Consider the following 13,336-nt stretch of genomic DNA (forward strand, 5'->3'; position numbering starts at 1 on the left):
GCCCGCCCCCTCGGAACAGCCAGGTCAGGCCAGCAGGGCCTCGATGACGCCGGTGTGGGCTTCCTTCAGCTCGGCCAGCGAGACGGTGAACTGCCCCTGGATGTCCAGGGCGTCGCCGTCCACGACACCGATCCGGGTGGCCGGCAGGCCACGCGCGGTGCACATGTCGTTGAAGCGGAGCTCCTCGCTGCGCGGCACCGCCACGACGGCGCGGCCGGCCGACTCCGAGAACAGGAACACGAACGGGTCCGTGCCCTCGGGCACGACGATCCGCGCGCCGTGGCCGCCCTTGAGGCAGCTCTCCACGAGCGCCTGGCCGAGGCCGCCGTCGGACAGGTCGTGCGCGGCGTCGATCATGCCGTCGCGCGAGGCCGAGATCAGGATCTCGCCGAGCAGCCGCTCGCGCTCCAGGTCCACCGCGGGCGGCAGGCCGCCGAGGTGGTCGTGGACGACCTGCGACCAGGCCGAGCCGCCGAGCTCGTCCGCCGTGTCGCCGAGCAGGTAGAGCAGCTGCCCCTCCTCGGCGAAGGCGACCGGGGTGCGCCGGGTGACGTCGTCGATGACGCCGAGCACCGCGACCACCGGGGTCGGGTGGATGGCGACCTCGCCGGTCTGGTTGTACAGCGAGACGTTGCCGCCGGTGACCGGGGTACCGAGCACCAGGCAGGCGTCGGCCAGGCCGCGGGTGGCCTCGGCGAACTGCCACATCACGTCCGGGTCCTCGGGGGAGCCGAAGTTGAGGCAGTCGGAGACGGCGAGCGGCTTGGCACCGCCGGCCGCGACGTTGCGGTACGCCTCGGCCAGGGCCAGCTGGGCGCCGGTGTACGGGTCCAGCTTGGCGTAGCGGCCGTTGCCGTCGGTGGCGACCGAAACGCCGAGGTTGGTCTCGTCGTCGATCCGGATCATGCCCGAGTCCTCGCCGTGCGAGAGCACGGTGTTGCCGAGCACGTAGCGGTCGTACTGGTCGGTGATCCAGGACTTGGAGGCCTGGTTCGGGTGGCTCGCGACCTTCAGCAGGTCGGCCTTGAGGCCCTCGCCGGTGGTCGGGCGGGCCAGCCGCTCGGCGGTGGGGGCGTCGGCCTGCAGCGCGTCCTGCCAGCTCGGGCGGGCGTAGGGGCGCTGGTAGGTCGGGCCCTCGTGGGCGACGGTGCGCGGGGGCACGTCCACCACGAGCTCGCCGTGCCAGAAGATCTCCAGGCGCTCGCCGTCGGTGACCTCACCGATGACGTTGGCGATGACGTCCCACTTCTCGCAGATCTCCAGGAAGCGGGCGACCTTGTCGGGCTCGACGATCGCGCACATGCGCTCCTGCGACTCGCTCATGAGGATCTCCTCCGGCGAGAGCGTGTGGTCGCGCAGGTGCACGGTGTCGAGGTCGATCCGCATGCCGCCGGAGCCGGCCGAGGCCAGCTCGCTGGTGGCGCAGGACAGACCCGCGCCGCCGAGGTCCTGGATGCCCTTGACGAGCTTCTCCCGGAAGATCTCCAGGGTGCACTCGATCAGGAGCTTCTCCTGGAACGGGTCGCCGACCTGGACGGCCGGGCGCTTGGCCGGCTTGGTGTCGTCGAAGGTCTCGGAGGCCAGCACCGAGACGCCGCCGATGCCGTCGCCGCCGGTGCGGGCGCCGTACAGGATGACCTTGTTGCCGGCGCCGGAGGCCTGCGCGAGGTGGATGTCCTCGTGCTTCATGACGCCCACGCACAGTGCGTTGACCAGCGGGTTGCCCTGGTAGCAGGAGTCGAAGACGACCTCGCCGCCGATGTTCGGCAGGCCCAGGCAGTTGCCGTAGCCGCCGATGCCCGCGACGATGCCGGGCAGCACGCGCCGGGTGTCCGGGTGGTCGGCCGCACCGAAGCGCAGCGGGTCCATCACGGCGACCGGGCGGGCGCCCATCGCCAGGATGTCGCGCACGATGCCGCCGATGCCGGTGGCCGCGCCCTGGTAGGGCTCGATGTACGACGGGTGGTTGTGCGACTCGACCTTGAAGGTCACCGCGTAGCCCTGGCCGACGTCGACCACACCGGCGTTCTCGCCGATGCCGACGAGCATCGCGTCCGAATCGGGCTTCTTCTCGCCGAACTGCTTCAGGTGCACCTTGCTGCTCTTGTACGAACAGTGCTCGGACCACATGACCGAGTACATCGCGAGTTCGGCGCCGGTCGGGCGGCGGCCGAGAATCTCCCGGATGCGCGCGTACTCGTCCTCCTTGAGGCCGAGTTCGGCCCACGGCTGGGCGGCGTCCGGGGTCTGCTCGGCGTTCTTGACGGTGTCGAGGCTCATCAGGCGTTCACCAGCTGCTTCAGTACGGAAGTGAAGAAGCCCAGGCCCTCGGTGGTCGGACCGGTGAGCGGCTCCACGGCGTGCTCCGGGTGCGGCATCAGGCCGACGACATTGCCGGCGGCGTTGGTGATGCCGGCGATATCGCGGTACGAACCGTTCGGGTTGCCGTACCCGTCAGCGGCGTTGCCGCGGGCGAGGTACCGGGCCACGACGCGGCCCTCCGCCTCCAGTTCGTCCAGGACGTGCGCGTCGGCGACGAAGCGGCCCTCGCCGTTCTTCAGCGGGACGACGATTTCCTGGCCCACCGAGTAATCCCCGGTCCAGGCCGTCTCCGCGTTCTCGATGCGCAGCTTCTGGTCGCGGCAGACGAAGTGCAGCGAGTCGTTCCGGGTGAGGGCGCCGGGCAGCAGGTGCGATTCGCACAGCACCTGGAAGCCGTTGCAGATACCCAGGACCGGCATTCCGAGCCTGGCCTGCTCGATGACGGTCTCCATCACCGGCGAGAAGCGGGAGATCGCGCCGCAGCGCAGATAGTCGCCGTAACTGAATCCGCCCGGCAGGACGACGGCGTCGACCTGGTGGAGATCCTTGTCACGGTGCCAGAGGGCGACCGGCTCGGCGCCGGCCAGGCGGACCGCACGCTGGGCGTCACGGTCGTCGAGCGAGCCGGGGAAAGTGACGACGCCGATGCGGGTGGTCACTTCGCCGCCTCCTCGACGCGGACGGTGAAGTCCTCGATCACGGTGTTGGCGAGAAAGGTCTCGGCGGCTTCGCGGATACGGGCGAGCGCGGCGTCGTCGACCGGACCCTCCAGCTCCAGCTCGAAACGCTTGCCCTGGCGGACGTCGGCGATCCCGGTGAATCCGAGACGGGGCAGTGCACGCTGCACCGCCTGTCCCTGGGGGTCGAGGATCTCCGGCTTGAGCATGACGTCGACTACGACGCGTGCCACTGGCACTCCCGGTGGTGTCTTCGGTGAGGCGGGGGAACTCCAGACTACCGGCCGTTTGGGGGAGGAATGCTGGCCGGGGAGGGTGACGCGCGTAGACCCAGGACCCTTACGCCGCAAGGGATCCGACGTCCCCACCCCCCGTCCGGCCCGGCCCGTTTCCGGGGTTTCGGGGCCGCGAACGGGACCCCCCGGAGAACACCCGAATACGGCACTTGGGGACAGAACCGCCCGTCCCGCACGCCGGTATCCGGCAGTCCCGCGAAGACTCGTGAATATCCGGAAAAGAATGCCGGACTCTTCGATTTCGACCCCCTTCGGGTGCAGAATAGGGCCACCTGTCGCGGCAAGTGCTGCGTATCCGGCGGGCCACCAGGCCTGCCCGTGTGCGCTTGCGCGAGTTGGTGCACATCAGGCCACGGGGCGCACTCCGTGAACCGGCGGCCGAATTGCCGAGAGGATTGACACCCATGGCTCAGCGTGTAGTTGTCACGCTCTCCGACGACCTGGACGGCGGCGCCGCCGCGGAAACCGTCCACTTCGGCGTCGACGGGAAGTCGTACGAGATCGACCTGTCCGTGGACAACGCGGAAAAGCTGCGGGAGGCCCTCGCCCCGTTCGTCGCGGCCGGCCGGCGCCAGAGCCGCACCGGAAAGTCCTTCCGCCGCACCGCGCTCACCCCGGACCCGGCCGCCGTGCGCGCCTGGGCCCTGTCGCGCGGCATGGAACTGCCGGCCCGCGGCCGGATCCCCAAGCACGTGTACGAGGCGTTCGCCGAGGCGAACTGACCCCGTCGGGGCACCTTCCCCGGTCGCCCTGCCCGCCCGGACCGAAAGGGTGGGGCGACCACCCCGAACGATGCTGTAGAGTATTCCTCGTCGCCGCAACGGAGAGATCCGAAGAGGCGGCGGGTGCCCCACCAGGCACCATGCGGACGTGGCTCAGTTGGTAGAGCATCACCTTGCCAAGGTGAGGGTCGCGAGTTCGAATCTCGTCGTCCGCTCGCAGTGCGCGAGCACAGCACAACTCAATAGTTTGACCATGCGGACGTGGCTCAGTTGGTAGAGCATCACCTTGCCAAGGTGAGGGTCGCGAGTTCGAATCTCGTCGTCCGCTCCAGAGCGAAGGCCCCCTCGATCGAGGGGGCCTTCGACGTTTCGGTTCCGCTGATTGCAGCGGCACTGCTCCTCCCCCATTCCCCCATGACATTTGTCATCGCCGACCCGTGGATCCGCACCACCGACCCGTGACGGCGCGCACTGCCCGCGCGCCCGGGGCGGCGGAAGGCTCGGGGGCATGGAAACGAGCGAGCCCGGCCGCCCCGGCGACAGCGTGATCGAGGTCACCGACCTGCACCGGCACTACGGCACCGGCGCCACCGAGTACCACGCCGTCCGCGGCGTCGACCTGACCGTCGGCCGCGGCGAGCTGTTCGCCCTGCTCGGCACCAACGGCGCAGGCAAGACCTCCACCATGGAGGTCATCGAGGGCCTGGCCGCGCCCAGCGGCGGCACCGTCCGGGTGCTCGGCCACGACCCCTTCAAGGAGCGCGCCGCCGTCCGTCCGCGGATCGGCGTCATGCTCCAGGAGGGCGGCTTCCCCGGCGAGCTCACCGCCGCCGAGACCGGCCGCACCTGGGCCGGGGTGACCAGCGGCGCGCGCCCGGTCGCGGAGGCGCTGGAGCTGGTCGGCCTCGGCCACCGGGCCGGCGTCCGGGTCAAGCAGCTGTCCGGCGGCGAACGGCGCCGGCTCGACCTCGCGATGGCCCTGCTCGGCCGCCCCGAGGTGCTCTTCCTGGACGAGCCCAGCACCGGCCTCGACCCGGAGGCGCGCGCCGCCGTCTGGCGGCTGGTGCGCGAGCTGCGCGCCCAGGGCACCACGGTGCTGCTCACCACCCACTACCTGGAGGAGGCCGAGGAACTCGCCGACCGGCTGGCCATCATGCACGGCGGCCAGATCGTCACCACCGGCACCGTCGCCGAGGTGATCGCCGGCCGGCCCTCCAGGATCACCTTCGAACTCCCGGAGTTCACCGGGACCGCTCTGCCCGTCCTGCCCGGGGCCGAGGTCACCGTCGACGGCCGCAAGGTCACCGTGCAGAGCGTCGGCCTCCAGGACACCCTCACCGACCTGCTCGGCTGGGCCCGGCACCACGGGATCGCGCTCGGTGCCCTGGACGCCCGCAGCGCCTCGCTGGAGGAGGCCTTCCTCGCCATCGCCTCCGAGGCCGCCCACCAGGCTCCGCCGCAGTCCCCCGCTGCCACCCGTCCCGCCCGCCGCCTGATCGGATCCGCCCGATGACCACCGCCGTCCCCGCCACCGACACCGTCACCGGCCCCCCGAGCACCACCGCCGGCCGGCTGCTCGCCCTCGGCCGGGCCGAGGCCACCCTGCTGCTGCGCAACCGCACCGCGCTGTTCTCCGCCGTGGTGCTGCCGGTGGTGCTGGTCAGCGTGCTGCACGGGACGCTCAAGAAGCAGTCCGAGAACAACCCCGGACTGGACGTCCACTCGCTGCTGGTCTACGGCTCGGTCGGGATGGTCCTGGCCTTCGTCGTGTACTACAACCTGACCGCCGCGTACGTGGGGCGGCGCGGCGAGCTGGTGCTCAAGCGGCTGCGCACCGGCGAGGCCAGGGACCTGGAGATCCTGCTCGGCACGGCCGTCCCCTCGCTCGTCCTCGGACTCTTCATGGCCGCCCTGATCGGGATCGGCGGCAGCGTCGGCCTGCACCTGGCCGTACCGGTCAACCCCGTGCTGATGCTGGTCGGCCTGCTGATGCTGCTGGCCACCATGATCGCCCTGGCCGCGCTGTCGAGCGCCTTCACCAAGACCGTGGAGAGCGCGGGCATCACCACCCTGCCGGTCATGCTGGTCATGCAGTTCGGCTCCGGCCTGTTCGTCCCGCTGGAAGTCATGCCCTCGCAGCTGGCCGACGTCTGCCGCCTGCTGCCGACCACCCCCGCCTTCCAGCTGATCCGGGTCGGCTGGTTCGGCACCGACGGCTCCGCCGTCGCGACCGACTTCCTCGGCAGCTGGGGCGCCGCCGCCCCGCACCTGGTCACCGGCGCCGTCTGGCTCGGCCTGGCGGTCTGGGGCGCGGTGCGCTACTTCCGCTGGGAGCCGCGCCGCTGACGAGCGGAATCGGAAGATCCATCCTCGTCTGACCTCTGATATGAAGGCGGAGCAATATCGCGGTCGAACGGGGGGCAGAGGATTTGAGAATGCGGTCACCGCTTCGTGACTGGCGGAGTCTGAGCAAGCCGCAGCGCACCGAGTTCTACCTCCGCTGGTGCCTCTACCTGATGGCCCTGTTCCTCCTGCCCGGTGTGCTCGTCGCCATCGGCAGCGGAACCGGACCGGCCGGGAACGGAACCGGACCGGCCGGGAACGGCCCCGCGGTCCGGATGTCCCTCCTGATCGGCCTCGCCACCACCCTGGTGCTGCTGCGGACCTTCCGGGTGACCCTCGACCACTACCTCCGGCGGCCCACCGACCACCGACGCTGGATCGCCCTCACCATCGGCCTGGTGGTGGCCGGTTCGTGGGCGGCCCTGCTGGTGGGACCGACCGGCGACACGACGGAGCAGCCGGTGCAGATCCCGTTCACCGCCCTCGTCGCCGGCTACCTGCTGATCTTCGGCTTCAGCCCGGTGTGCGTGGGACTGACTCCGCGCTGGTCCGCCCCCGCCGGGCTCGGCATGGTGCTGGCGGTCCTCCCGGCCATGGTGCTGGCCGGGATCGGTGTGGCCGCGGCCACCGGATTCCTGATGGTCATGACGATCGCCATGGCCTTCCTCGGGGCCAGCTGCCGCAGCTTCGCCTGGCTGACCGCCATCGTCTGGGAACTGGACGCCGCCCGCGAGGCGCAGTCCCGGCTGGCCGTCGCCGAGGAGCGGCTGCGCTTCTCCCGCGACCTGCACGACGTGATGGGCCGCAACCTCACCACCATCGCGCTGAAGAGCGAACTCGCCGTCCAGCTCGCCCGGCGCGGACGCCCGGAGGCGGCCGAGCAGATGGCCGAGGTGCAGAGGATCGCCCAGGAGTCTCAGCGCGAGGTCCGGGACGTCATCCGCGGCTACCGCACCGCCGACCTGCACGCCGAGGCGATCGGCGCCCGCGCGGTGCTGCGCGCCGCCGACGTGCACTGCGTGATCGACCTCGGCGAGGAGGCCGACCGGCTGCCGCCGCCGGTGCAGTCGGTGCTCGGCTGGGTGATCCGCGAGTCCACCACCAACGTGCTGCGGCACAGCGAGGCCGCCCGCTGCCTGATCCGGCTGCGGCGGGAGGACGGCCGGGCGGTGCTGGAGCTGGAGAACGACGGGGTGCCCGCCGTGCCGCTCCCCTCCCAGGGCGGCGGCACCGGGCTGCGCGGCCTGCGCGAGCGGCTGGCCGCCCACGACGGCGAGCTGACCGTCCCGGCCGCCGCACCCGGCACCTTCCGGATGCTCGCCACCGTCCCGCTCTGATCCCGCTGCCGCCGAGGAAGGCCCTCCGATGACCGACACCGAACCCGTCCGCGTCCTGCTCGCCGACGACGAGCACCTGATCCGCGGCGCGCTGGCCGCGCTGCTCTCGCTGGAGGACGACATCGAGGTGGTCGCCCAGGCCGGCTCCGGCCCGGAGGCGCTGGCGATGGCCCGGGCCCACCGGCCGGACATCGCCGTGCTGGACCTGCAGATGCCCGGCAAGGACGGCATCGAGGTGGCCACCGAGCTGCGCCGGCTGCTGCCGGACTGCCGCTGCATGATCGTCACCGGCCACGGCCGCCCCGGCTACCTGAAGCGGGCTCTGGAGGTGGGAGTCCGGGGCTTCCTGCCGAAGACCGTGTCGGCGGCCGACCTGGCCGGCATCATTCGCACCGTGCGCTCGGGCGGCCGGTACGTGGACCCGGAACTGGCGGCGGACGCGATCAGCGCCGGGGAGACCCCGCTGACCCCGCGCGAGACGGACGTCCTGGAGCTGGCCGCGGACGGCACCCCGATCGCGGAGATCGCCGAACGGGCCGCGCTCTCCCAGGGCACCGTGCGCAACTACCTGTCCTCGGCGGCCACCAAGCTGGGCGCGGAGAACCGGCACGCGGCGGTGCGGATCGCCCGCGAGCACGGGTGGATCTAGCTGGTGCGTGTCGGAAACGCCCCGTGCCCACGGGCCCCGCTCGTGCGGGTCAGACCCAGCTGGTGCCGGTCAGCCGCTCGTACACCTCGATGTACTTGGCGCGGGTCTGCTCGACCACCTCGGCCGGCAGCTCCGGCGGCGGCTGCTCGCTGTAGCGGTCCCAGCCGGAGGCCGGGGAGACCAGCCAGTCGCGGATCAGCTGCTTGTCGAAGGAGGCCTGCGAGCGGCCCGGCCGGTAGTCGTCGGCCGGCCAGTAGCGCGAGGAGTCCGGGGTGAGAACCTCGTCGCCGATCACCAGCTCGCCGTCCAGCAGGCCGAACTCGAACTTGGTGTCGGCCAGGATGATGCCGCGGTCGCGGGCGATGTCCCGGGCCCGGGCGTAGACGTCCAGGGTGGTGCGGCGCACCTGGGCGGCCAGCTCGGCGCCGATCCGGCGGGCGGTCTCCTCGTAGGGGACGTTCTCGTCGTGCTCGCCGACCTCGGCCTTGAGGGCGGGGGTGTAGATCGGGGCGGGCAGCTCGGAGCTGTTCTCCAGGCCCTCCGGCAGGGCGATGCCGCAGACCGTGCGGCTCTCCTCGTACTCGGTCAGGCCGGAGCCGGCCAGGTAGCCGCGGGCGACCGCCTCGACCGGGATCATGTCCAGGCTCTTGCAGATCAGCGTGCGGCCCTTCCAGTCGGCGGGGGCGCCGGCCGGGACCTCGGTGGAGATCACGTGGTTGGGGACGATGTCGGCGATCCGCTCGAACCACCACAGCGAGAGCTGGGTGAGCACCCGGCCCTTGTCCGGGATCTCGTTCGGCAGCACCCAGTCATGGGCGGACATCCGGTCGCTGGCGACCATCACCAGCTCGCCCGATCCGGTGCGGTACAGGTCGCGCACCTTGCCGGTGTGCAGGTGGACCAGGCCGGGTACCTGAACCGGCTCGGGCTTGGTGACAAATCCGCTCAAGGTGTCTCAGTCCTCAGGGGTCGTTCACGGGCGTAAGGCACCGCGAAAGGGGAGGTCACTGCCCCGCAGTCTTTCACGCCCGCTCGGCCCCGGTCCTTGCGGCGCCGGAGCTCAGTTCTTGCAGAGCCGGTCCAGCAGGTTGGCGGTGGCCCGCTGGACCCGTTCGTCGGTGAGCCCGGGGCGGCCGAGGGCGGGCGACCAGGCGAAGGTGCCGGCCGCGAAGACGTACGCGCCGCTCGGCGCCCGGTACAGCGAGGTCTCCTGGTAGCGGGTGCGGCCGACCAGGTCCCGGTACGGCGAGTGGGCCAGCAGCACCCGCTCGGTGTGCTCGGGCAGCGCGACCTTGGGGTAGTACCGGTCGGCCTCCCCCGCGACCAGGCCGGGCAGTTCGTCGCCCTCCTGCAGCCCGGTGCCGTCCCAGAGCCAGTGCGCCGTGTGCCGGGCGACCAGCGGGACGGGCGCGGCGACCCGCCCCGAGTACTGCACCCCGAGCAGGTGCTGCTCGGGCTCCCCGGCGTCCCGCCACAGCGCGCTGGCCGCGCCGGGCACCCCGGCGGCCGCACTGCCCGGCCCGGGCTTCTGCCGCTTGCGGCAGTTCAGCAGCCGGTTGGGCTCGCCGGAGGCGGCGGCGCTCAACTCGACCCGCCAGTACATGGTGTTGGCGGACAGGAAGACCAGCGAGGTGCCGCCGTCCCGGGCCCGTTCGGCGGCCCGCCGCATCGGCTCGGACCAGTACTCGTCGTGGCCGGGGAAGACCAGCGCCCGGTGCTCGGTCGGGTCCACCAGGCCGGCGTGCAGGTCGGTGGCGGTGGCGTAGGAGAGGTCGTAGCCGTAGCGCTCGGCCCAGCGGATGAAGTCGTAGGCGTGGCCGACGTGCAGCGGGAGCCCGGCGGTGGCGTGCGGGCGGTCGAAGGAGACCGTGACGGCCGCCTCGGCCTCGCCGACCAGGCCGCCCCGGCCGTCCCAGGCGTGGTAGAGGCTGGCGCCGGTGCGGCCGTCCTCGGGGAACAGGTTGTACGCCTGCCAGGTCACGTCCGGGAGCACCAGGAGCAGTTCGGCGGTGTGCCCCTGGTCGGCGAAGTCCCTCACGGTGAACGGGACGTGGCTGCGGTGCAGCATGTCCGCGGTGGTCAGCACGGCGACGTACGCACCGGGCTTCCAGTGCAGCGGGACCTGCAACCGCCAGGAGTGCCACCAGTGGTGGCAGGAGACCGTCCGCTCGACCACCAACGGGGCGGGCTGGGCCAGCCCGGCGATCAGCGGACTGGACGTCATGTGCCGGGCGCCGTCGCCGCCGTAGTGGCCGATCCGGTAGACATCCACGGTGAACTCGCGGGGCGGGTTGACGGTGACCCGGAAGTCCACCGAGCCGCCGGGGCGGACCACCCCGGCCGAGGCGAAGCCCTTGATCTGCTGGTCCACGTCGTTGGAGCTCTGCGGGGTGCCGACCGGCGGCTTGGGCCGCACGCCCGCCGACAGCGGCTGCTGGCCGGGCGCGTCCACCGAGACGTACCAGGGCACGGCGCCCTCCGCCCCGGCCAGATACTGGTCGGGGCTGCGCAGCCAGGGCAGCGGGCCCTGGCCGAAGGGGTCGGAGACGCTGTAAGCGTGCGTGCCCGACTCCCAGCGGCGGTTGAGTTCGGTCCCCACGCGCCCCTCCCAGGTGCACTTCCGTCCGGGCGGCACGTGCCCCCCGGATGTGCGTGCGGTCTAATACACCACACAGTGCTGGCGCTCCGTCACCCCACGGTAGCAATTGGTGTCGGGAATCTCGCGCGCCTCTCGGGCAGGGCCTCCTGCCTGCGGAGACGGCCGGCGGCCGGGGCTCCCGGGGGCGCGTGCGGGGGCGCCGAGCGCCGCCCGGGAGCCCAGGGCGTGTCCGGCGGTCCCCACCGGGCGCGAATCGCCGGACGCTCCTCAGAGACGCACGGGTTTCTCCAGCCGGACCTCCGCGGCGTCCAGCCAGGCGCGCAGCGGACCGTCCTGGCCCTGCTCCACGGCCTGGGCGACCGGGGCGGCCAGGTCGGTGCGGCGGACGCCGCCGAGCAGCAGCACCGGGCCGTCCAGCCAGTCCAGGCCGGGGGCGCCGCCGGTGGTGTCCACGGCGGCGCAGCAGACCATCGCGGTGACGTGGTCGACCAGCAGGTCGCGGCCGGTGCGGTCGGGTTCGAGCAGCGGGACCGGCGTGGTGGTGCGGGCGAGCTGGGCGGCCAGGGCCGCGGCCAGCTGCTCGCCGTCGCCGTCGGCGAGCCGGACCAGCAGCCGGGTGAGGGTCGGGGCGCCGGGGCGGGACTGCGGGGCCAGCCGGTCCAGGGCGGCCTGCAGGGCGGCGGCCCGGACCCGCCAGCCGGCGTCCACCACCTCGGCCGGGTAGTCGGCCCACTCCAGCTCGTGCCAGGCGCCGGCCGCGGGGCGGCCGAAGAACAGGTCGGCGGCGAGCCGGGACACCGCCCGGTCGACCGTGCCGGGCTCCTCCAGCAGGTCGCAGGCGGGGCGGTCACCGAGCCGGGTGCCGTAGCCGTCGGCCAGCCGGTCACGGCGGGACAGCTCGGTGAGCGCGGCGACCACTCCGGCGTTCAGGTGCGCGGGGTGGCGGCCGAGCCGCCAGGCGGGCAGCGCGACCCGGGTCAGCAGCCGGTCCCAGCCGGCGTAGGCCAGGCCGACCTGCTCCTGGGCGGCGATCCGCAGGCCGTAGTCGACCGCCCTGGCCTGCTCGGAGGCCCAGCCCGCGACGGAGCGCTCCAGTTCGGCGGAGTGGCCGCGGCAGGCGCCCAGCAACCGGCGGGTGATCCGCCGGGTGACCCGGTCGGCGAGCCCGGCCGGGCCGCGGCGCGGCGGGGCGGGCGGAACGGCCAGGGTGGCGCCGCCGAGGCCGGGGGCCGCGCCCGGTCCGGAGTCCAGGCAGGCGTCCAGGCTGCGCAGGAAGCGGCGGGCGGCGGCGATCTCCGGGTCCGCGGAGGCTGCGGTGCCGGCCACCACGGGGGCGAGCAGGGCGCGCAGTTCGCCGGCCCGCATCCACCACAGGAAGGGCGAACCGATCACCAGCACCGGCGCGGGCGCCCCGGGGTGCGGCCGCGGCCGGTGGGAACGCCGCGGCGGCGGGACGTCCTCCAGCCAGCTGTCGCAGTCCGGGGTGAGGGCCACGGCGGAGGGCGCGGGGACGTCCAGCCGGTCGGCCAGTTCGTCGATCAGCCGGTACAGCTCGGGGGCGGCGGCGCGTTCGACCGGCACGGCGGGCGTCTGCGGCGGGACGGCCCGGCGCAGGGCGCGGGCGGTCAGCCCGGCCACCAGCAGGGTGAGCGCGGCGAGTGCGCAGACCACCGAGCGGGCGGTGTCCCACCCGGCGGCGTCGGAGGATCCGGCGGCCCCGATCCGGCCGGTGAACCGGCCCGCGAGCAGGACCACCGCGACGGCGGCGGGCAGCACTGCGGCGGCCAGGGCGAGGCCCCGGATCCGCAGGACCGCTTGGGCGTGAGCGCGCGCGGTGTCGACGGCCATACGGTGCGGCACCCCCTTCGGAGCCCTCGGGCGCCCGCCTACGGGCCCTGAGCCGACTCGAAACGATCAGTTCCGACCGGGAAGCGGAGGCGTCCGATCCCGGCAGTGCATGCTGTGTGGCGCTACTGACATTTTCGACGCGCCGGTCCGGGCGGATGTTCCGGATCGCCCCGGTTTCCACTCGTCCCGGTGACGCCGCCCGGACCTCCCGGTGACGCCGCCCGGACCTCCGTGGCCGATCCGGTGCGAAGCACCGGGCGACCGCCCGGCCGATCGCCGTCCAGCATCCCCCCGCGGGCGCGCCGCTACCCGGCGGCGACCCCGGCGCACGGCCCCGTCGCACGGCGATCCAGCGCACCATAAGGCCGGGCGCCCGGCTGCGTCAGCCGGATGCGGTTGCTGTCACCCGATGGGCTGGAATCCGCCCGCCGAACGGTGCGTCGGCCCCCGGAACCGCCCCCGCCCCGGAAACGCCGGGGGCGCTGCGCCCTGCGGGTTGTTTCCCCTTCCTCGGGGGCTCGCCCGCTTTCCCGCGGGCTCGCC

At 73.0% G+C, this 13,336-nt stretch carries 11 protein-coding genes and 2 tRNA genes; 7 read left to right on the plus strand and 6 right to left on the minus strand.

The window, feature by feature from the left end:
* Positions 1–24: 24 nt before the first annotated feature.
* The 3 genes from purL to purS are packed head-to-tail and all read right to left on the minus strand — an operon-like array spanning position 25 to position 3,232.
* Positions 25–2,280 (minus strand): phosphoribosylformylglycinamidine synthase subunit PurL, encoded by a 2,256-nt coding sequence (purL, locus tag ACH4J0_RS09120; RefSeq protein WP_396237821.1) that lies wholly within the window; start codon positions 2,278–2,280, stop codon positions 25–27.
* The gene (purQ, locus tag ACH4J0_RS09125; RefSeq protein ID WP_396237823.1) at positions 2,280–2,981 is read right to left on the minus strand and encodes a phosphoribosylformylglycinamidine synthase subunit PurQ; all 702 of its coding nucleotides are present in this window, start codon (positions 2,979–2,981) and stop codon (positions 2,280–2,282) included. The genes purL and purQ overlap by 1 nt, the downstream gene beginning before the upstream one ends.
* Entirely contained in the window at positions 2,978–3,232 is a 255-nt protein-coding gene (purS, locus tag ACH4J0_RS09130) for a phosphoribosylformylglycinamidine synthase subunit PurS (protein ID WP_030278336.1), read from the minus strand. The genes purQ and purS overlap by 4 nt, the downstream gene beginning before the upstream one ends.
* Before the next feature lie 467 nt (positions 3,233–3,699).
* Between purS and ACH4J0_RS09135 the strand changes: the two genes are divergently transcribed.
* The 7 genes from ACH4J0_RS09135 (at position 3,700) to ACH4J0_RS09165 (ending at position 8,346) form a co-directional block, all read left to right on the plus strand.
* Positions 3,700–4,017: an Lsr2 family protein gene (locus ACH4J0_RS09135; RefSeq protein WP_030056585.1), complete on the plus strand. Its 318-nt coding sequence runs from the start codon at positions 3,700–3,702 to the stop codon at positions 4,015–4,017.
* Positions 4,018–4,159: 142 nt separating this feature from the next.
* Positions 4,160–4,232: transfer RNA gene (locus ACH4J0_RS09140), tRNA-Gly, on the plus strand.
* A gap of 40 nt (positions 4,233–4,272) precedes the next feature.
* Positions 4,273–4,348: transfer RNA gene (locus tag ACH4J0_RS09145), tRNA-Gly, on the plus strand.
* Between the two features lie 177 nt (positions 4,349–4,525).
* A complete protein-coding gene (locus ACH4J0_RS09150; RefSeq protein ID WP_396237825.1) occupies positions 4,526–5,530 on the plus strand; it encodes an ABC transporter ATP-binding protein in 1,005 nt (334 codons plus the stop codon).
* Positions 5,527–6,363, plus strand: coding sequence for an ABC transporter permease (locus ACH4J0_RS09155; RefSeq protein WP_396237827.1), 837 nt, complete (start codon positions 5,527–5,529; stop codon positions 6,361–6,363). Before ACH4J0_RS09150 ends, ACH4J0_RS09155 begins: the two co-directional genes overlap by 4 nt.
* 89 nt (positions 6,364–6,452) lie before the next feature.
* Entirely contained in the window at positions 6,453–7,697 is a 1,245-nt protein-coding gene (locus tag ACH4J0_RS09160) for a sensor histidine kinase (RefSeq protein WP_396237829.1), read from the plus strand.
* Positions 7,698–7,725: 28 nt separating this feature from the next.
* Positions 7,726–8,346, plus strand: a complete 621-nt coding sequence (locus ACH4J0_RS09165; RefSeq protein ID WP_396237831.1) for a response regulator — start codon at positions 7,726–7,728, stop codon at positions 8,344–8,346.
* A gap of 49 nt (positions 8,347–8,395) precedes the next feature.
* On the opposite strand, the gene ACH4J0_RS09170 is transcribed toward ACH4J0_RS09165, so the two are convergent.
* The 3 genes from ACH4J0_RS09170 to ACH4J0_RS09180 all read right to left on the minus strand — a co-directional run bounded on the left by ACH4J0_RS09170 (position 8,396) and on the right by ACH4J0_RS09180 (position 12,793).
* Entirely contained in the window at positions 8,396–9,295 is a 900-nt protein-coding gene (locus ACH4J0_RS09170) for a phosphoribosylaminoimidazolesuccinocarboxamide synthase (protein ID WP_396237833.1), read from the minus strand.
* Positions 9,296–9,406: 111 nt separating this feature from the next.
* Positions 9,407–10,945, minus strand: a complete 1,539-nt coding sequence (locus ACH4J0_RS09175; RefSeq protein ID WP_396237835.1) for a N,N-dimethylformamidase beta subunit family domain-containing protein — start codon at positions 10,943–10,945, stop codon at positions 9,407–9,409.
* Positions 10,946–11,212: 267 nt separating this feature from the next.
* Positions 11,213–12,793, minus strand: coding sequence for a hypothetical protein (locus tag ACH4J0_RS09180; protein ID WP_396237837.1), 1,581 nt, complete (start codon positions 12,791–12,793; stop codon positions 11,213–11,215).
* Positions 12,794–13,336 lie beyond the last annotated feature (543 nt).

It is taken from the genome of Kitasatospora sp. NPDC017646 (genome assembly GCF_044329365.1).
GTDB lineage: Bacteria > Actinomycetota > Actinomycetes > Streptomycetales > Streptomycetaceae > Kitasatospora.